This window comes from Alistipes sp. An116, from assembly GCF_002161005.1.
In the GTDB taxonomy this organism is placed as follows: Bacteria; Bacteroidota; Bacteroidia; order Bacteroidales; family Rikenellaceae; genus Alistipes; species Alistipes megaguti.
This window is the reverse complement of sequence record NZ_NFLR01000031.1, coordinates 1-17,753: the sequence shown is the minus strand read 5'-3', so window position 1 is coordinate 17,753 and position 17,753 is coordinate 1. Positions and strand designations below refer to the sequence as shown.

Annotated in this window: 13 protein-coding genes, 1 pseudogene and 1 CRISPR repeat array; of the genes and pseudogenes, 5 read left to right on the top strand and 9 right to left on the bottom strand. The window is 53.0% G+C overall.

Annotation, left to right across the window (positions count from 1 at the left end):
- Nucleotides 1-535: phage integrase SAM-like domain-containing protein (locus B5E60_RS13030; protein WP_204246483.1), on the top strand; the 535-nt coding region annotated here is incomplete at its 5' end.
- A gap of 8 nt (nucleotides 536-543) precedes the next feature.
- On the opposite strand, the gene B5E60_RS13025 is transcribed toward B5E60_RS13030, so the two are convergent.
- The 6 genes from B5E60_RS13025 to B5E60_RS13000 form a co-directional block, all read right to left on the bottom strand.
- Complete coding sequence (locus B5E60_RS13025; RefSeq protein ID WP_162611646.1) at nucleotides 544-2,163, bottom strand: BT_3987 domain-containing protein; 1,620 nt, start codon at nucleotides 2,161-2,163, stop codon at nucleotides 544-546.
- A 20-nt stretch (nucleotides 2,164-2,183) separates the two neighbouring features.
- Nucleotides 2,184-3,548: a DUF1735 and LamG domain-containing protein gene (locus tag B5E60_RS13020; RefSeq protein ID WP_087312312.1), complete on the bottom strand. Its 1,365-nt coding sequence runs from the start codon at nucleotides 3,546-3,548 to the stop codon at nucleotides 2,184-2,186.
- 6 nt (nucleotides 3,549-3,554) lie between these two features.
- Nucleotides 3,555-4,475: a glycoside hydrolase family 18 gene (locus B5E60_RS13015; protein ID WP_087312320.1), complete on the bottom strand. Its 921-nt coding sequence runs from the start codon at nucleotides 4,473-4,475 to the stop codon at nucleotides 3,555-3,557.
- Nucleotides 4,476-4,486: 11 nt separating this feature from the next.
- Nucleotides 4,487-6,079: a RagB/SusD family nutrient uptake outer membrane protein gene (locus B5E60_RS13010; RefSeq protein ID WP_087312318.1), complete on the bottom strand. Its 1,593-nt coding sequence runs from the start codon at nucleotides 6,077-6,079 to the stop codon at nucleotides 4,487-4,489.
- A 15-nt stretch (nucleotides 6,080-6,094) separates the two neighbouring features.
- Nucleotides 6,095-9,442: a SusC/RagA family TonB-linked outer membrane protein gene (locus B5E60_RS13005; protein ID WP_087312310.1), complete on the bottom strand. Its 3,348-nt coding sequence runs from the start codon at nucleotides 9,440-9,442 to the stop codon at nucleotides 6,095-6,097.
- A 190-nt stretch (nucleotides 9,443-9,632) separates the two neighbouring features.
- Nucleotides 9,633-10,583, bottom strand: a complete 951-nt coding sequence (locus B5E60_RS13000; RefSeq protein ID WP_087312308.1) for a FecR family protein — start codon at nucleotides 10,581-10,583, stop codon at nucleotides 9,633-9,635.
- Between the two features lie 248 nt (nucleotides 10,584-10,831).
- Between B5E60_RS13000 and B5E60_RS12995 the strand changes: the two genes are divergently transcribed.
- On the top strand, nucleotides 10,832-11,413 hold the full coding sequence (locus B5E60_RS12995) for an RNA polymerase sigma-70 factor (protein WP_087312306.1): 582 nt from the start codon (nucleotides 10,832-10,834) through the stop codon (nucleotides 11,411-11,413).
- Nucleotides 11,414-12,141: 728 nt separating this feature from the next.
- Here B5E60_RS12995 and B5E60_RS12990 read toward each other — a convergent pair.
- The 3 genes from B5E60_RS12990 to B5E60_RS13865 all read right to left on the bottom strand — a co-directional run bounded on the left by B5E60_RS12990 (nucleotide 12,142) and on the right by B5E60_RS13865 (nucleotide 13,716).
- Nucleotides 12,142-12,903 carry a relaxase/mobilization nuclease domain-containing protein gene (locus B5E60_RS12990; protein ID WP_087312304.1) on the bottom strand — a complete coding sequence of 254 codons (762 nt, stop codon included), beginning with the start codon at nucleotides 12,901-12,903 and terminating at the stop codon, nucleotides 12,142-12,144.
- Nucleotides 12,888-13,298 (bottom strand): plasmid mobilization protein, encoded by a 411-nt coding sequence (locus B5E60_RS12985; protein ID WP_087312302.1) that lies wholly within the window; start codon nucleotides 13,296-13,298, stop codon nucleotides 12,888-12,890. Before B5E60_RS12985 ends, B5E60_RS12990 begins: the two co-directional genes overlap by 16 nt.
- A gap of 109 nt (nucleotides 13,299-13,407) precedes the next feature.
- Nucleotides 13,408-13,716, bottom strand: a complete 309-nt coding sequence (locus tag B5E60_RS13865) for a hypothetical protein (RefSeq protein WP_143260774.1) — start codon at nucleotides 13,714-13,716, stop codon at nucleotides 13,408-13,410.
- 83 nt (nucleotides 13,717-13,799) lie between these two features.
- Between B5E60_RS13865 and B5E60_RS12980 the strand changes: the two are divergent.
- From B5E60_RS12980 to B5E60_RS12970, 3 genes and pseudogenes are all read left to right on the top strand, one after another.
- Nucleotides 13,800-13,955: pseudogene (locus tag B5E60_RS12980) on the top strand (ParA family protein); the annotation flags it as partial.
- 560 nt (nucleotides 13,956-14,515) lie between these two features.
- A CRISPR array of direct repeats spans nucleotides 14,516-15,472; the repeat unit is 36 nt; unit sequence GTTGTATCTTATTGAAATTCTACATCAAACCACAAC.
- A 397-nt stretch (nucleotides 15,473-15,869) separates the two neighbouring features.
- Nucleotides 15,870-17,081: a site-specific integrase gene (locus B5E60_RS12975; RefSeq protein WP_204246484.1), complete on the top strand. Its 1,212-nt coding sequence runs from the start codon at nucleotides 15,870-15,872 to the stop codon at nucleotides 17,079-17,081.
- Nucleotides 17,082-17,092: 11 nt separating this feature from the next.
- A complete protein-coding gene (locus B5E60_RS12970; protein ID WP_087312296.1) occupies nucleotides 17,093-17,464 on the top strand; it encodes a hypothetical protein in 372 nt (123 codons plus the stop codon).
- Nucleotides 17,465-17,753 lie beyond the last annotated feature (289 nt).

Below are 17,753 nucleotides of genomic sequence, written 5' to 3'. Positions count from 1 at the left end.
GGGACTCGGCACATGTGACCTCAAAGCACCCCTCCCAGGGGTCGGGGGTGTCTGCCAAAATTCGCGGAATCACTCGTGCGCAGCGCGAGTGCGAGTCCCGTTTTCCGCTCCAGAGGGGGGCTCCATCCTTGCCGCCTATGACCGCCTGATCCAGGAGAACAGGACACCGACCTGTTTTGCCGTCAAACAGCTGCTGGGCTCCGCCTCATCGAGTCGGATGGTGCTGGCGGAGTTTGGTAAATACTGCGAGAAACGGCAGCAGGAGGTAGGCACCCGGATCACGCAGCTCACGGCCAACAAGTACCACCGCCTGCTGCGCTACATGACCGAATATATCCGGGATATCTACCACAAAGAGGACCTTCCGCTGGAGACGATTGACTACGCCTACGTCGATGGATTGAACACCTATATGCAGACCGCGTACAACTGCCACAACAACGGAGCGGTCAATCTGCTCTGCTGCCTGAAGAACTTCATCCTCTATGCTATCCGGAACGAGTGGATTGAGAAGATTGTGATATTTGTGATGTAAGTCCGTCATTACCAATCTTTCGCATAATCTCCATAATACAAGCTAGTAGTATTGGGGTCAAATACATTTCCATTCGGGTTATGAGAAATATATACGCCATACATGTATGTACCGTCCATCCCGTCGGGTTCATAGACCATTAATGCTGTACCAATTATAGCGCCCCATTGTCCTTCGTATTCACCCTGAATGTTCGTAATAAGGTCGCCGAACATAAGCATATTGTTGGCGCTCCAGCCCAACATCCGCCATACCCCAAGATTCAGCGTACCGATTGCCTCCGTATTGAATGAGCTGGATACGGAATAAAAGGGTACGGCGAACGCTCCGTATTGCGACCGCTCCAGTCCGGCAATCGGTTTCCTCGGATGATTGTTCACGGGGAATACCATACCGTTCATTTCGCCTTCGTTCTGGTCTATCACTCCCCACGGGTCGAGAATCTGCACATCCTCGTTTTCGCTCATGTATCCCGACCATGCGTAGTCGAGGTATTTCCCGACCTCGATGCCTCCGGTCGCCTCGGTGTCCCAGAAATATTCGGTGGGCTCCTCGTAGTCCGCCAGCGTCAGTAGCTTGTCGGGCATCGCTTCGCGCATGGCCTTGATGAGTTTTGGATAAGAAGTGGTATTCATGGCGGGCATACCCTCCACTTCACCATAGCCGGCATTGCGATCGAAAAGATTGACGCCATCGAGGTCGTAGGTTTCAAGACAAGCCTTGACCTGTGCCACGAAGTCTGCAATCTGTGTATCGGTCAAGTTGCAGAAGCCCAAACCCGTATTCCCGCCTTCGATTGAAAGACAAACCTTACGACCCTTATCCTGCAAAGGACGGATATGCAGGTCGGCATGTTCCAAAACGTAACGGATATCCGAATTGAGCACCAGCATGGCCCGCTCCGTAGCTTCATCATATCCAATCTGAACCACGCGCAGATTGACGATATTGCCATACGTTCGTTCCCATAAATTCGGGACACTTGGATTCATTAAGTCTTCTTTTGTTATGACCCAAACGTCAGCCAGCAGCGGAGAATAATCAGAGGTATTAACATAGAATACCGTAGTATTCTCAGAGTCCAATTCGTAATCGCCGACCTCCGGTTTGCGGACCTTGACAACATAATAGAGGATGCCGCCATCATCGGACATAGCCACATCGTCCGACGACACCACAATAGGAGCCAGGTATTTCCCTGCTTCAAGCCCGTCGGCCTTGAAGGTCACTTTAATGTTCTCGGAGATTCGTTCTCCGGAGGCTATTGAGATTTGTCCGTTATCGGCAATCTGAATGTTCTCGGCAGGCATGGTCAGAAAATCAGTCCCGTATTTGGCGTTATAGATTTCAACCTGCGATTCATCCGGAGCAGCCTGAAGATTCAGATTCTTTTCGGCCGGGCGGTTCAAACGGCAATACATTGGGTCGGATGTCGTTTCCGTGCCCTCCATTAGATAGACGACGGAGCGCTCGACGGGAGAAAACTGACTGCGAACCGACACATAGGTATTTTCCAGCGACTCCTTGTCAGGGAGTTCTCCGCGTGTCGTATCTATTGGATCGGCGTCGCAGGCCGCAAGGCAAAGTGAGCCCAGCACCATCAGGGATGCAAGGATTCCTCGTTTCATATCATAGTTCCGTTTCATAGTTATTCCTCGGTTTCGTTGATTTTCGGAATTTCAATACCGTCGGGCCAAACAATGTCGGTCTCGGCCACGCCGTCGTTACCGTACATCGAGTAGTCCTTAACGGTATTCCCGGCACCCTCGTTGAATTTCCAGTAACCCAACAGGGTCGGATCAGTCTCGGGATTGGCAATTTCATACATGTTCTCCCAGATCTGCTGCGGCGTGCGGGCCACGGACCAGACACGCGCCTCGGCAATCTTGCCGTTCAGCGGACGGTAATCGTCGTAGGAACGGCCAATGAAGAACTGGTAGGCATCGCCGAAACCGCCGTACTTCTTCTCGTTATCCTCCGTCGGATTCTTCAGGTAGAAGTCATAGAGCGCACGCATGGCCAGGTTGATGCGCGTATCCTCACTCATTGAGGAAAGCCCCATTTCGGTGCCCTCGCTCTGCAGCTCGCCGTTGACATAGACACAAACACGACGGGTTGCCTGGTCGTAAGTGCAGGCCACATGGTACCACTGCCCGGCCGAGAGGTTCTTCGTGGCATCGCGCTCGGGGAACTTGCCGAATTTCGAACCGGCACCCGAACCGTCGAACTGCAACTGCTGACGCTCAAAGTTCGTGTCGCCGATACGAAGCAGGAGGTACTGCTCGACACCCATCACCGAAGAGATATTGACGGCATTGGTGTTCCCGTCGGAGGTGACGGTCGAAGTGGCAAACTGGTCAATGTAGATCAGCGCCTCATAGGTCACGGCCGTCAAGCCGTTCCACGCGCTGCTGTTCGCACCGTATTTGTCGAGCGTCGGGAAGTTGATCCAGTTGCCCGCGCCGAGCTGCGCCGCGACGGTGATGTTCGACGAACGTTTCACCACGTAATAGACCGTCGAGGAGGTCGCCAGCGTCGGGACCGACGACTGCGTGATCGTCACCGGCACAAGGTAGGTTTCGTCCAGCGGCAGAGCCCCGGTCTGCCCGGCACCCTCACCCAGCAGGTTCTGCAGATGGAGCGTGAGCGTCTCGGAGGTCGTCTTGCCCGCGGCAATCGTCGCGGTTTCGGCCGAGAGCGCATAATACTTCGCATCGAGCATCGGCCACGACGTGCCGTAGCGGGCGTTGTAGCGCTCAACCAGCGACGGATCGACCGTCACGGAGAGCATCACGTCCTGATCCGACGGATAGGCCAGCGTCGCCGCGAAGGTCCGGTCGAAGACATCGAGCGTATTCTTGATTGTTGCCGCCTGCACCTCGGAGGTCTTCGCCACGTCGAGGTAAACTACGTTGCCGAACTTGTGGTCGTCGGCCGAGTAGTCGGTGCAGGCCGTCTGGACCGCAACCATTCCGATGCAGGCCAGCAACAGCATATTTTTCCGTGTTTTCATGGTTCACTATTTGGAAGGGTTCAACAGTTGGATGGCATCGCTCAGCAGCGGGTAGTTGCGCTCGACATCGTAGTAGTCGTTGTCGATGTCGTAGGCGGCAAGTCCGGCCAGAGGCCCCAGCGAAACGACCCGCTCGGCCATCTCCGTAATGGCGGCATGTTCGACGACATCCTCGTCGTAGAGCGGAGCCCCGGCTGCGGCCGTCAACAGAAGCCGTTCGGGCGCGATGCCCGCATAGCCCGTGGCATTGGCCACCTGCAGCTTCAGCGTCGTGATGTCGGTCGTCGCCTCCGTATCGAGGACTACATAGTCCAGTTTCGCGCGGTCGGCTTCGGCCACGAAGAGCGGATTGCCCTCATAGACCAGCAGCTGGCCGTCCGTTTTGGCCGCCGAAAGCGTGGCAACAATCGAGGCAGTAGCTGTGGCATCCAGCGGGTCGGCGGTGAACGAATAGCCGTCCAGATCGTTGGCAGCTACCGCGGCAATCACGCCGTCGAGGTAGGTTTTGAGGGCCGCTTCGCCCGAAAATTCCGCCTTGCGTGCGGCGTAGTCCACCTGGTAGAGCACCCGGGTCCCCTTTTCGTGCATCGTGACCATGTCCTCGGCGTCGAAGCGCGAGAAGTTGTCGGCATTTGTCAGCGATACAATGTCCAGTGAGTCGGGCAGGCAGCGCATGTAGTCCTTTTCGCTCGCGGAGGGGGTCGGCGAATTATAAAGTCGGGCGTAGGTCAGGAAATGTTCGCTCTGCTTGTATTCGCGCAGCGCAGCCGTATACTCCGCCCAGAAGGCCGGATCCTGATCTGCGGGGCGCTGCACCTGCCGTTCGACTGCCTCCGTTTCGGTCCAGTCGCTGCATGCGGCGACCCCCAAAGCGAGCGCCGAGACTGCCATGCAGCGGAACAGATTGGTGATGATATGTTTTTTCATGGCGTTGGTCATTAAAGGTTTTTGCGGTCCCACCACACACGGGTTCCCTGCGTGTCGCCCGCGCCGTTGACGGATTCGCTGTTCAGATCGGCGATGGCCGCCTGGAGGTTCGTCGGATTCTCGGTGTACTCCTCCACCGGGTACGGCAGGCGCCGTGCCCCGAGCGACGAATTCACCGTCCCGCCGCTGGCATTCTCAACCACCGGCAGCAGTCGCGGATAGCCCGTGCGCCGGTGTTCGGCCCACGCCTCGGTCCCCAGCGGGAAGATGGCAATCCACTTCTGGGTGATGATCTTTTCGAGGTTCGTCTCGATGTCCGTGGCCTTGTCGTCCCAGGCAATCGTCACGCTGCTCTGCGGCGTCGAAACCGAATACTTGCCGATCGGGTCGACATAGGCCGCCGGCGTATGCGTGGCATCGGCAATGTAGGCGTCGGCACCGCTGGCACCCCGCTCCTCGAACGACAGCCGGATGGCCTCCTCGTAGAGCGACTTCGCCTCGGCAGCCGAGCCCCAGCGCAGTTCGTACTCAGCACGCAGGAAGGTTACCTCCGCGGCATTCATCCACAGGTAGGGGTCCGTCCCCGTGATGAGCATGTTCGAATAGGCGGAAACCGCCGTGGCCTTGCTCGACACGTTGATGCCGATACGGATGCCGGCGTAACCCTGCACCTCCTGTCCGTTCTCCACAAGGCGTACCGTCGTGAACATCTTCTCGCGCCGCGGGTCGTTGTAGCCGTTCATGTAACTAATGATGTCTGCACCGACGCGATGGTCACCCCAGTCGTTGTAGATCAACGTCATACGGTTGTCCGAGGTCTGCATCCGCGCATTGTCGGCATTCGTCGTGATGACGCCCCCGGCAATCGCTTCAGCTGCCTTCGTGCGGGCGGTCTCCTCATCCACGTAGGTCAGGCGCATCGCCATGCGCAGCTTGAGCGAGTTGGCGAACTTCAGCCACTGCGCGATATTGCCCGCATAGACCCCGTCGTAGCGGCCGAAGGCGTCGGACGGCAGCGTGAGGTTGTCCTCCAGCGAGGCAATCGCGGCGTCGAGCTCCTCGAACATCGCCGCATAAGCCTCCTGCTGCGTGTCGTAAGCCACCTCGAGCGATTCGGTCTTGTCGGCCATGATCTGCGTGTAGGGAATCGGGCCGTAGGAGTCCGTCACGCGCTGCATGATCGCAATGCGGCAGACGGCGGCCAGCGCGTGGGCCGTCACGTCGTCCGTACCGTTGATGATGGCGCGGTAGGCCGGGTAGGTCTCGCTGATGACGTTCACGAAGGGCCACTTCCGCCAGTCGGCCGAAGCATTGAAGGTTTCGAACTTGTTCTGCCACGTGTCGACCGTGGCGCCGATATAGCCCGCATAGGGGCCTCCGACCAGACTCTCCAGGAACTGGTACATGTGCTCCTGCGTCGGAACAACGAGCCCCTGCAGGGTCTTGAGATTGGTTCCGATCTTGTAGTTGTTGGCCTGCAGCTGTTCGTCGGTCACTTCGTTCGGATTGCGGTTGATATCCGCGAAGTCGCCCGTACAGGCAGCCATGCCGAGCAGCATGACCGCAAGCAGCAGCCGCTGCACGTTATGTTTCGTAGTTTTCATGGTCTTGCTGTTCATTTAGAATTGGAATTTCACGTTGAAGCCCAGGCTGCGCAGCGACGGCATCATGAAGTAGTCGATGCCCTGGTAGTTCAGCCCCGTCGAGGCCACGGCCTCGGGGTCGAACGGTGCCTTGCAGTAAATCATCCAAAGGTTGCGCCCGACGAACGAAATGGTCATCCGCATCTTTTCGCGGAACCACTTCGCGGGGAGCGTATAACCCAGCGAAAGCTCCTGCAGGCGGAAGTTCGTCGCCGAATAGGTGTAGTACTGCGGCAGGCCCGACTGGGCGCCGATGGCCTGATACCACTTCTGGGCGTCGATCGTCTGGCGGCCGTTGATGAGGACACCTCCGGCGTCACGCGCTACGGCAGAAGCCTCCGAAACACCGTAAAGGTCCATGTTGGCCTGCGTCGCGGAGTAGCAGATGCCGCCGATCCGCGCCGTGAAGAGCACGCCGAGATTCAGCCCCTTCCACGAGAAGTCGTTGCGCCACGCCAGGTTGTATTTCGGGAAGACCGAGCCAAGGTAGATGTCCTCCATGTAGTCGTCCTTGACGGCCACGTTGCCGCTCTTGTCCACCTCGATGAAACCTTCACGGTTATAGACCAGGTCGGAGTTCGTGTAAAGGTCGCCCAGCGTACCGCCCGGTTTGAGGATATACTTCGCCTTGCCGAGGCCCTTGATCTCCAGCCGGTCTTTCGAAATGATTTCACCGGTTTCGGGATGCTTGTAGTTGTGGACCAGCTCGACGATCTCGTTTTTGTTCCACGAGAAGGTGAAGTTCGTCGCCCAGCGGAAGTCCCGCCACGTGTTGTCATACCCCGCCGAGAGCTCGACACCCGTATTGCGGACGTGTCCCGTCTGCAGGTAGATGGTCGAGTAGCCCGACGATACGGAGATCTGCGGATCGAAGGTCTGGTTGTAGGTGTCGGCCCAGTACCACGATGCCGAGAGATTGACGTGGCGCCACAGCCGGGCGTCGAGACCCAACTCGTAGGTGCGGGTCCGCTCCGGGTAAAGGTCGCCGATCGGATAGTGCGTCTTGGCGGTCCAGACCTTGTTTGTGGCATCGTACTCGTAGGTCGGGATGGTCAGGTGCCGCGGGAAGGGCATACCCACCGAGGCAATCGAACCGCGAATCTTCAGATAGGTCAGCGCACGGCCCATGTCCCAGAGCGAGGTAGGCACCCACGACAATCCGACCGACGGGTAGAAGAACGACGATTCGGGCGATTCGGCCAGCTGCGAGGCCCAGTCGTTACGGCCCGTCACCGTAAGGTAGAGCATTTGCTTCCACCCCACCTCCACCGAGGCGAACAGGGACTGCGTCTGCTCCTGCCAGCCCGACTTCTCGGCACGCTTCTTCGAGTCGTCAAGGTCGAAGACGTTAAAGACGTTCGAGAGACCGTTCTCCTGGATCGGGCCCCGGTACGACAGCAGGTCGGTCTTTACGTTGTTGATCGACGCACCGACGTTGGCCTGCAGCGACCAGTCGTCGCCGAACGTCTTGTTGATATTCACCATCACGTCGGCATAGGTCTGCGTATCGTATTCGCGCTGCTCGGTGTAGTGGCCGTTCTTGCCGCCGTCCGTAATCGTGGTGTTCGACGAGGCGTAGAGTTTCTGCGTGTAGAGCGAATTGGCATTGTCAATCCTGACGCGCCCGGCCACATTCAGCCACGGCAGGATGTCATACGAGGCCGAAAAGGAGAGCAGGTAGCGTTTCTTGTCCGTATTACGCAGGTTGCGGTAGGCAATCCAGTAAGGGTTCTGCATGCGCAGGTCACCACCCTCGAGATCCGAAGACCAGAACTGTTCCATCAGTTTCGAGGCCGGATTGTAGCGCTCGAAGATTCGGTAGGCGTCGAAATCCGTTCCCCGCGGGAAGAGGTAGGCCGGGACTAGCGGGTTCGAATAGACACCCTGGTTGGTCATGTTCTGGTCCTGCTGGTAGATGTAGCTCGCCGAGGCGTCCAACCGCAGCTTGTCCTTCAGGAAATAGCTGGTATTGCGGAAGGTGAAGTTGTAACGGTCATAGGTATTGTTGGGGATGATGCCGTCGGAATTGACCGCAGCAGCCGAGAAATAGGTCTGGTTGCGGTCCGTACCGCCCGAAAGCGTGAAGGCGTTCGTATAGACATGGCCCGTCTCGAAGAAATCATTGGGCGTATAACCGGTTTGCGCAGCCGGGGTAAGCCGTTGTCCCCAGCTGTAGACGGCGGAACCCGCGCTCGAACCGTTCAGCCCCGTGCCGTAGCGGTTCTGGAACTCCGGCAGCACGAAGGGATTCAGAAACTCCGTATTGCTCGAGAGCGTCACCTTCAGGGCGCCGGCCTGTCCCTTTTTCGTCGTAATCATCACGGCACCATTCGCCGCATTCGAACCGTACAGAGCCGCGGCCGCAGCGCCCGTCAGCACCGAGATCGACTCGATGTCCTCCGGGTTCAGATCGGCGATGGACTCCGTGGCACCCTTCGAATCGAACTCCGTGCCGCCTCCGCCGCCGAAGTTGTACATCGGAATACCGTCGATGACGTACAGCGCGTTCGACGACTGCGAGATGGACTTGTTACCGCGCAGCACCACCTTCGTGGCGCCGCCCACGCCCGACGACGAGGCGTTGATCGTCACACCGGCCACCTTGCCCGCCAGCGAATTCATGAAGTTGGCGTCCTTTACGGTGGTAATCTCCTCGGCTCCGACCTGCTGAACATTGTACGAAAGGGCCTTCTCTTCGCGTTTGATGCCCAGGGCCGTCACCACGACCGATTCAATTTCCGAGGCCGATTCGCGAAGCGTCACCGCGAACGAAGTCCGCGAGCCGACCGGAATCGTGGCCGTTTCGTAGCCCAGGTAACTCACCTCGAGAGTCTGCGAGGCCGCCGGGGCGGGCACCTCCAGCATGAAGCGACCCTCGGCGTCGGTCGAGACACCCAGCGTTGTGCCACGCACAATCACCGAGGCACCGATAATCGGTTGCCCGGAGGCATCGGTCACGCGACCGGAGACCGGCACCGGCCGTGTCGCTGCAGCCTGTTGTTTATAAATGAAGATGCTGCGTCCATCGATATCGTAACCGATGTCGAACGGAGTGAACAGTTGATCCAGAACTTTGGTGATTAATTCATTCGAGACATTGATACTCACCTTACGGCTCTCCAGATCTTCCACATCCCGATTGATGAAAAGATACCGTGTTTGCGCCTTGATCTTGTCCATCGCCTGCTCCAGGGTCGCATTTTGCAGATTCAGCGTGATACGGGCAGTCTGGGCCTTGGCCGTAAATAGGGCACAGCTCAGGCAAACAAGTAAGGCAAGTCGAAACAGTCTTCCGTTTTTTTGGGCGAATCCTGTTTTTTCCATACTTTTGTAGAATTAAGGATAATAGGTTACTGAGTTTTAAGTTGACTATTATCTGCGGTCTGCGGATTCCTCCAAATCTGCAGACCTTTTTCGTTGGATAACAGTCTGGGAGTTTTTTGATTTATTTTCTCATAGGCATTTCTTTTTAAAGGCACAATCTGGATAAATCGTTGCCAAATTCACAATCACATTATCTAATCACAATCACATTCGACTTTTCATCACGCGTATAGGTAAACCCGGTGGATACGAGCTGGACCACGTGCAGAGCATAATCCACCCCATCCGAAATACGTACCTCTCCGCTCATCACGTTAATCTGCGGCATGGTTTCCCGCTCGATCTCAATCCGGACATCGAATGCACGCTCGAAGATGGCCATCAACTCATCGAACGGCATTTTCTTCAGATGAATCAGCCCTTCCGTCCAACACAAATCGTCGAAATCGGAAACGCGCTCCTTGTAAAGCCTGCCATGCTCCAGGACAACCCGGTCGTTCGGTTGCAGGATGATGGATTCGGCCGGGTCCTTGCGGCTGGTCACCTTGACCCGGCCCTCAACCAGCGTGGCCGAGAACAGTCCGTTCTCGGAATCGGCCTGCACATTGAATTTCGTACCCAGCACCTGAATCTCCGTTGCGAAGGTCTCCACGATGAACGGGTGCGATGGATCGTGCGTCACCTCGAACAAAGCCTCACCCGAGAGTTTGACCCGTCGTGTTTTGCGGGAAAAGACAACCGGATATTCAAGGGTCGTTCCGGCATTGAGCTGTACATGGGTTCCATCCGCCAGGGTCACCTGCATCCGCTGCCCGGCCGGGACGAAAACAGACATCTCACGCTCTGTCAGCGAGTGATGGTAGACAACCTTTCCCAGGTAGGCGGCTCCGACCATCACAATCACGGCAGCCGCCGTACGAACCGCATATCGTGCAATCCGAAGAAGGGTGCGACGAGGCTTCGGACGGGCAGTGTCTGATGCAGGAGCCGGTGCATAAAGGGCCAACCCCGCGAAAAGGAGGTGTGCTTTCCGGAATTCCGCCCGGTTGGCCGGAGAGGCTTCCACCCAGGAGAGGATACGTTCTTCCTCCTCATGAGAGGTTTCGCCCCGAAAATATCTGAATAAAAGTTCCTGTTCCATGTGCAGTCAATCGTAATAAATGGATGAATTTTATCTGCTGTTCTATTATATAGTCGAGTGACGGGAACAATCCTTACCACCTTTTTCCGGCGTTGTCCGCAAATAAATATTTTTTATTAAATTCAATAAATATTTACGAAACTTAAACTTTTGAATAACAATGCATTGTATAATTAACAAGAGAAGCTATATTTTTTTCTCGAAAAAATCTTAACTTTGAGATTTGAAAATCAACTTCCCGGACAAGAATGATTCAGCGAATGGAGATGCATGAGTTCGACAGGTTGTATGGAGAGTACAAGCCCCGCTTCATACTCATAGCCTGCTCCTATCTTCGGGACCGCTCCGCCGCTGAAGACCTGGTCACGGACTGTTTCATGCACTTCTGGGAAAAGCGGGAAGAGATTGTTCCCGTGACCGAAAATATTCCCGCCTACATCCTCGGCATGGTCCGGCATAAATGCATTGATGCCCTGCGCACGCACCAACAACATCTGATGACACAACAGCAGATCTATCAACTCGAGATGCGCAACATCCGGGAGAATCTGGCCGCTCTTGAGGAGTGTGATTTGGCCAAGATTCTCTTCCGCAGCGAGGTCGAGGAGATTTTTCATCGGCGATTGGCCGAAATGCCGGAACTCTCGGCCCAGATATTCATCGCAAATCGGTTCGAGAATCAGACCTATCAGGAGATTGCTCAACGCTATGGCATCTCGGTTCGGAAGGTTACCCGTGAGATTCAACGCTGCCTGAAACTCCTGAGAGAGGATCTCGGCGATTATCTTCCCATAGCCGTTCTGTTATTTCCCCATTTCCTTGACAAATAAAAAGGGACGGCCGGATTGTGATTATGATTTAGCAACGAACTTATCGTGAACTAATTCCGCAAGCCGTCCCTTATGTTTTCTTGACAAGAAATTCTATTCAGTGCATCTGAAGGAAATATTCTTGTCTGCTCGTTCTTTATTGCTCGAAGTTTATTGCAATATGCATATAAACAAATACAATTTCAGATTAAAAGAAATTCACCTCTCGATTACTTCCTACGATACAAATTTAGGCAAAACATTTGAATACACGTGAAATCACGTGTATAAAAAACATAAGCGGCCTCTTTCCTTTATAACAAAATGGATACAAAGGGTACAAAATAAAATACAAAGATCAGGTCTTTCAGAGGCTCCTAATCGAACGTATGCAGCAATTACGTGCGGAATATGGCTATTCTCAAGAAGATGTGATTGAGCATACGCATTTGGACATATCCCGATATGGATCGGGGACGTCCATGCCAAGCACGCTATCCATCCTTAAACTCTGCAAGTTATATCATATCAGCATATCGGACTTCTTTGCGCCGATAAACTATCCTTTTCTTTTTTATAATCGCCTGATACGCGGCCTTCTTTTCCGTTTGGAGACTTGTTGTTGTTCTTCGTAGGCTTGCACGTCCGCCAATTCCAGAATCGCGTCCAACGGATGGATAGACAACCCCGGCCGGAATGATTCTTTTGAGGATGGCCTCTCCTGCTCCGAGGGTTCCCGAGAGACTTCCCTACCCCTCTTCCTTCCCGATCCGGCTCGACTTGAACGGCGTTCCGATGCCACAACCGTCATCAGTCAGCGCCCCGTAAATCATCCCGGCATAATCGCGTCCGTCGATGGTTCCGATCCGCTCCTCGGCCGAAACATTAAAGGCTTCGAGCAGCGTCCGCCACTCGCCAAAAGAGGCGCACCGGTAATGCCGCAGGCACGACCTTACGGTGGATGAAACCTGCTGCTTGACATCACCCTTCGGATAATCGACCTTGCGCAATTCCTCCCGATCCTGCAATTCCTGTCCTTTGATGCTCGGGTGAAGTCCGTATTTTCGCTCAAGGTCCCGCAGGATCGACATCGAACGATCATACTCGTGTGAGTCGGAGATCTTCCGGCCCGTCGAATCGACCCTTAATGAGACAATGTGCAAATGTTCACGCGCAATGTCGCCGTGTTTGAAGACAATGTAGGGCTGCTCTCCGTAGCCCATCCGCTCCATATACTCACGAGCGATCTCGCCCAATTGCTCATCGGTCAGACGGTCCTCGGGCGAGGGGTTCAGCGAGACATGAAAAACCGTGTTGGTCGTTCGCCGGTTGGCCTGCAGGAAGGGTTCGAAGCTGGCCATGCACCGTTCGTGACTCATGCGGCCTGCGCTATCGAACGGATCAAGCATCCGATTCCAGAAGAGCACCTCAGCCTGCCCCCGGTTGACTTTCTCCTCGTTGTAGCGAATAGCACCACCGACAGTCGCTCCCGTCCTTATATTCGCAACCATCCTTCGGCCTGTTTGGTAAGATTCAGAATCTCGATGCTCAACGCTTTCAGTTCGCGGGTATGCTGTTCCAACGCAACGATCTGGCGGGGAATCGAGACGTTGGAGAAGTGGCTGTTGATGGCCCGGACCACCTGATTATAGTTATTCCCGACGCGCTGAAACTGGAAATAAAGGTCGTTGAGACGTGTCAGAAACTCCACCTTTGAAGGGTCACGGCGGATAACCTCGAAACGCTCGGCAAAGAGTCGTTTGACGATGAACTGGCTGCGGTTGTGTTCCAATCCGGCGGCTGCAAGCATCTGCCGGAAGCGGATCTCCTGCTCCTCGTTGAGACGGAACGAGTATTTGTAACTCGGGGTTTGAGATAGAGGGTTGTTTTTTCTCTGACGGGTCATTCGATTGAAGATTTGGGGTTCGACTTGGGAGAACACCGCCCGCCTCGCAGAGCGAGGACCTTTGTCGGACAAACCGCCGGTTGTCGGACAAAGGTACACCTCGCTCCCGTCAGGCGACGGGTACAGTTTCGGCATCCGCAGAGGACAATTCCTCTTCTGAAAAAGCAACTCCGAAACGAAAAATCTCGGGCGGATTCTCCGCTGCAATATTACGAGGATCTTCAGGGATTAAAAAGCGCTCTTGTCGGCCATGCAAGGCCTCCGGAGGACACCGGGAACCAACCCCCGAAAACTGCATTACCTTGCGGGCAGATGGATTCAAACCGACACATGACGGCATGGACATTCGATGGAAAAGAGATTTCTCCAAATAAATATTTCCGGATTTACAGATTTCCGGAATTCTGGAAATATCCATTCAAAAGGAGATTCATGCACATTCATAGATATAGAGTTGAAAATCCAACACGACAAATCATCAACCACTCAAATCTTCAAACGATGAAAATTTCCGATCAACAAACATCCGGTTCCTGGAACATCTCCATCTGCAATCAGAAGGGAGGTGTCGGCAAGTCGGCTCTTACGATGCTTCTTGCCAGTCATCTCCACTATACCTTGCAGCGTGACGTGCTGGTGGTCGACTGTGACTATCCTCTAATCGTACCCAAGAATCGGATATCAAATTTATTGGATCTTATTTTGAGATGAGAAACATATAACGTATCTTTGCTTTGTAGCAAGGGAAAGTATTGGGACGTAAAATTACTCCAACAAACCAATGACCCGACAACAAAGAATCAGCTACAGTACATTGATATATAGAGGCAAATAATTTTAGGTTCGAGCCCCGTTTTTCGCTCTTAATAAATGGGTGATAATCAATAAATTATCGCTCGTTTTTCTTTTTGCGGGTGCGAAATGAAACTCTCCGTAATGCCTTTTTCGCGCCGTTTCCCGAAGAATGTTTTACCATTTGTTTAACCATGTTTTACGGCGGTAAAATACCGCTCGCGTTTGTCTGCATAATGTCGCAACATTATGAGTGTCAGCATTAATGCCATTTGCAGAAAAGACCGCACCAATCAAAACCGTACCACGAACATCTACCTGCGTTTTACCGTTAATCGCCGCTGCCGCTATGTAAGTGCGGGAATCAATATCCCCGCCCTACATCAAACCATAACTTTTCGCCGGTTCCGGTATCACTCGGACTCGTTGTATCTTATTGAAATTCTACATCAAACCACAACTGTCCCAGTATGCCAACATGAAGATTGCCGGTTGTATCTTATTGAAATTCTACATCAAACCACAACAAGTTCAACGAGCGTATTCGCCACCGTCTGTTGTATCTTATTGAAATTCTACATCAAACCACAACAACTCATTCCAATTTTTACTTCCATAGTTTGTTGTATCTTATTGAAATTCTACATCAAACCACAACGGTCACGGTATCATCTGAGGCCGGCTGTACGTTGTATCTTATTGAAATTCTACATCAAACCACAACTCGTTTCCGGAATAGTTTTACGGCTTCGGTGTTGTATCTTATTGAAATTCTACATCAAACCACAACTCCTCTCGCGTTTTGTATCCTAGTCCTACGGTTGTATCTTATTGAAATTCTACATCAAACCACAACTTGCGTTTACTTCAGTGTAGAATGTTCCGCGTTGTATCTTATTGAAATTCTACATCAAACCACAACGGGAAGGCTCCGCAGCAGGTCGTTGCCGAAGTTGTATCTTATTGAAATTCTACATCAAACCACAACGGCCAGCTTGTCGAGGTTAATGCGGGCGAGTTGTATCTTATTGAAATTCTACATCAAACCACAACCTCTTCCGCCTTATCCTTTAGAGAGACATTGTTGTATCTTATTGAAATTCTACATCAAACCACAACATTCCCAGTGGGGATTGTATTCTTTCGCGGTTGTATCTTATTGAAATTCTACATCAAACCACAACGGATTTTGACGAGGTTTTTCAATCTCTTCTGTTGTATCTTATTGAAATTCTACATCAAACCACAACATAGGACCTTGTTTCCTTTTGTTAAGTTAGGTTGTATCTTATTGAAATTCTACATCAAACCACAACACCTGCTGAGCGCGGACTTCAATGTCCGAGGTTGTATCTTATTGAAATTCTACATCAAACCACAACGCCGAGGTCGCCATTAGCTCAATTTCAGTGTGTTATACTGTTTTCCCGATCGGAAAATCGAATGCGAAAACGCCGCCGAAGTGAGTTTGATGTGTTTTTTTGTATTTCAAAGGACGAAAATACTGTTTTTCCAGAAAAATAATAGGATAAAACGTAGAATAGGGCAAATTTGAGCATTCTCACTGACTGTCAGAGAGTTTGGCTTCAAGTGGCACAGAACGGCATAAGGTCGGAAAAACGGATTTAGGCAGATTGCAGCAGCAGATGCACTTCCAAACCATTACCCGACATCCAATGCACATTTAACGCTAACAGGCTCTATTTCTGCGTTCTGCGTAGGTTTACATTCTGCCTTTACAACTCCCATAAACTAATTTTGCACCAAACAAAAAGAACGATTATGCGGAGCACTTTCAAGACAGTCTTCTATGTAAACGGAAGCAAGGAGAAGAACGGAATTGTCCCCATCATGGGACGGGTTACAATCAACGGGACTATCGCGCAGTTCAGTTGTAAACAGCGTATCTCCAAGGATTTGTGGGATGCCAAAGGCAACAGGGCGAAAGGCAAGAGCCGAGAGGCGGTGGCGGTGAACTATGCGCTGGACAACATCAAGGCGCAGATAACGAAGCACTACCAGCGGCTTTCTGACCGTGAGGCGTTTGTCACGGCTGAAATGGTACGCAACGCCTATCAGGGCATCGGCACGGAGTATGAAACATTGCTGCGTGCCTTTGACAAGGAGAACGAGGCGTTTGCCAAGCGGGTGGGCAAAGACCGCTCCAAGCGCACGTACCAAAAGTACCTGACCGTCCGCAAATACGTGGCAGAGTTCATAACAAGGCACTACAAGCGGACGGACATAGCGATGAACGAACTGACGGAGGATTTCATCCGTGACTACTGCCTGTACCTGCGAAACGAGGTCGGGCTGGCGCAGTCATCCGTGTGGATATACTCCATCCCGTTGAAACACATCGTCACCACGGCGCACTACAACGGCAAGATACCGAGAAACCCGTTTGCGATGTACCATGTTGACCCCGACCACAAGGAGCGTGGCTTTCTGACAGAGGATGAAATCCAAGCGTTGGGCGCAATCAAGCTGGACAATCCCAACTTTGCATTGGCAAGGGATTTGTTCCTGTTCGGGTGTTGGGCGGGCATCTCGTTCACGGACATTAGGAACCTGACCACTGACAACATCGTTGAGATGAACGGTACACCGTGGATTGTGTCGAAACGCCAGAAGACGGGCGTACCGTTCCAAATCAAGCTGATGGACATCCCCATGCAGATTATCAAGCGTTACGAGCCGTTCAGGAAAGACAAGCGGCTGTTCAACATCGGCTCGCTTGATACGGTGAACAAGCGCATCAAGGCCGTGGCGAAGAAATGCGGGATAGAGAAGCCGATTTCATTCCACCTGAGCCGCCACTCCTTCGCTGTCTTGGCATTGAATTACGGTATGCCGATAGAGAGCGTGAGTAAGATTTTAGGTCACACAAATATCACAACCACGCAGATTTACGCGAAGGTGACGAACAAGAAACTTGAAAACGACATATCCGCTTTCGAGAGCAAGGTAAACGGACGTTTCACCATATAAACGCACAGAGTATGAAACGGACAACAATCACGATGGACGGGTACGGCAGGGTTGCCGTACCGTCCGATACCGCCAGCGTATGGATGAGCGAAATGGAACTGGTGGAACTTTTCAATGTAATCATTCCTACACTCCGTGCCGCCATTCGAGCCGTGTACAAAAGCGGAGTGTTGAATCCTTGCGAGGTGGAAAGGCGCATCAAGCTGCCCAATGGCTACTTTACGGACGTGTACGCCTTGCCAATGGTCGTTGCACTTGCTTTCCGTATCAATACTTCAAATGCGGTGATGGTGCGTAACGCTTTATTGGAAAGGCTGTGCTTGCGAAAAGAAAGGCAAATTCTGTGGCTTTCGTTAAGCGACAGACAGCCGTGTAAATGTTAATGGGTGCGGACTTTTGTCAATGCATCCATTCGTCAATACACCCGTGCGGTCACATATCCATACCAATATCATTTTCAGTCCGAAGAAGTGCGGTTTTGCTTCTTCGGGCTTTTTCTTTTCGCCATTTTAAGGCTGATATTACCCGTTCCGCTGCATTTTCTTATCCGTCAGGTTCTTTTGTGCCGTTCTGCATCGTTTTACGTATCAAGACTTTAGCCGTCCTGCCGTAGCTTTGCAACCATGTTTAATCCGCTTGCCGACAAGGCGTCGGCAGCACTAAAATCTTATT

Bases quoted from the DNA above. Each gene is read 5' to 3' on its own strand.
- B5E60_RS13015 (WP_087312320.1), bottom strand. From the start codon at position 4,475: ATGAAAAAACATATCATCACCAATCTGTTCCGCTGCATGGCAGTCTCG.
- B5E60_RS13865 (WP_143260774.1), bottom strand. From the start codon at position 13,716: ATGGATATTTCCAGAATTCCGGAAATCTGTAAATCCGGAAATATTTAT.
- B5E60_RS12985 (WP_087312302.1), bottom strand. From the start codon at position 13,298: ATGACCCGTCAGAGAAAAAACAACCCTCTATCTCAAACCCCGAGTTAC.
- B5E60_RS12970 (WP_087312296.1), top strand. From the start codon at position 17,093: ATGAAACGGACAACAATCACGATGGACGGGTACGGCAGGGTTGCCGTA.
- B5E60_RS13005 (WP_087312310.1), bottom strand. From the start codon at position 9,442: ATGGAAAAAACAGGATTCGCCCAAAAAAACGGAAGACTGTTTCGACTT.
- B5E60_RS13020 (WP_087312312.1), bottom strand. From the start codon at position 3,548: ATGAAAACACGGAAAAATATGCTGTTGCTGGCCTGCATCGGAATGGTT.
- B5E60_RS12995 (WP_087312306.1), top strand. From the start codon at position 10,832: ATGATTCAGCGAATGGAGATGCATGAGTTCGACAGGTTGTATGGAGAG.
- B5E60_RS13000 (WP_087312308.1), bottom strand. From the start codon at position 10,583: ATGGAACAGGAACTTTTATTCAGATATTTTCGGGGCGAAACCTCTCAT.
- B5E60_RS13025 (WP_162611646.1), bottom strand. From the start codon at position 2,163: ATGAAACGAGGAATCCTTGCATCCCTGATGGTGCTGGGCTCACTTTGC.
- B5E60_RS13010 (WP_087312318.1), bottom strand. From the start codon at position 6,079: ATGAAAACTACGAAACATAACGTGCAGCGGCTGCTGCTTGCGGTCATG.
- B5E60_RS12990 (WP_087312304.1), bottom strand. From the start codon at position 12,903: ATGGTTGCGAATATAAGGACGGGAGCGACTGTCGGTGGTGCTATTCGC.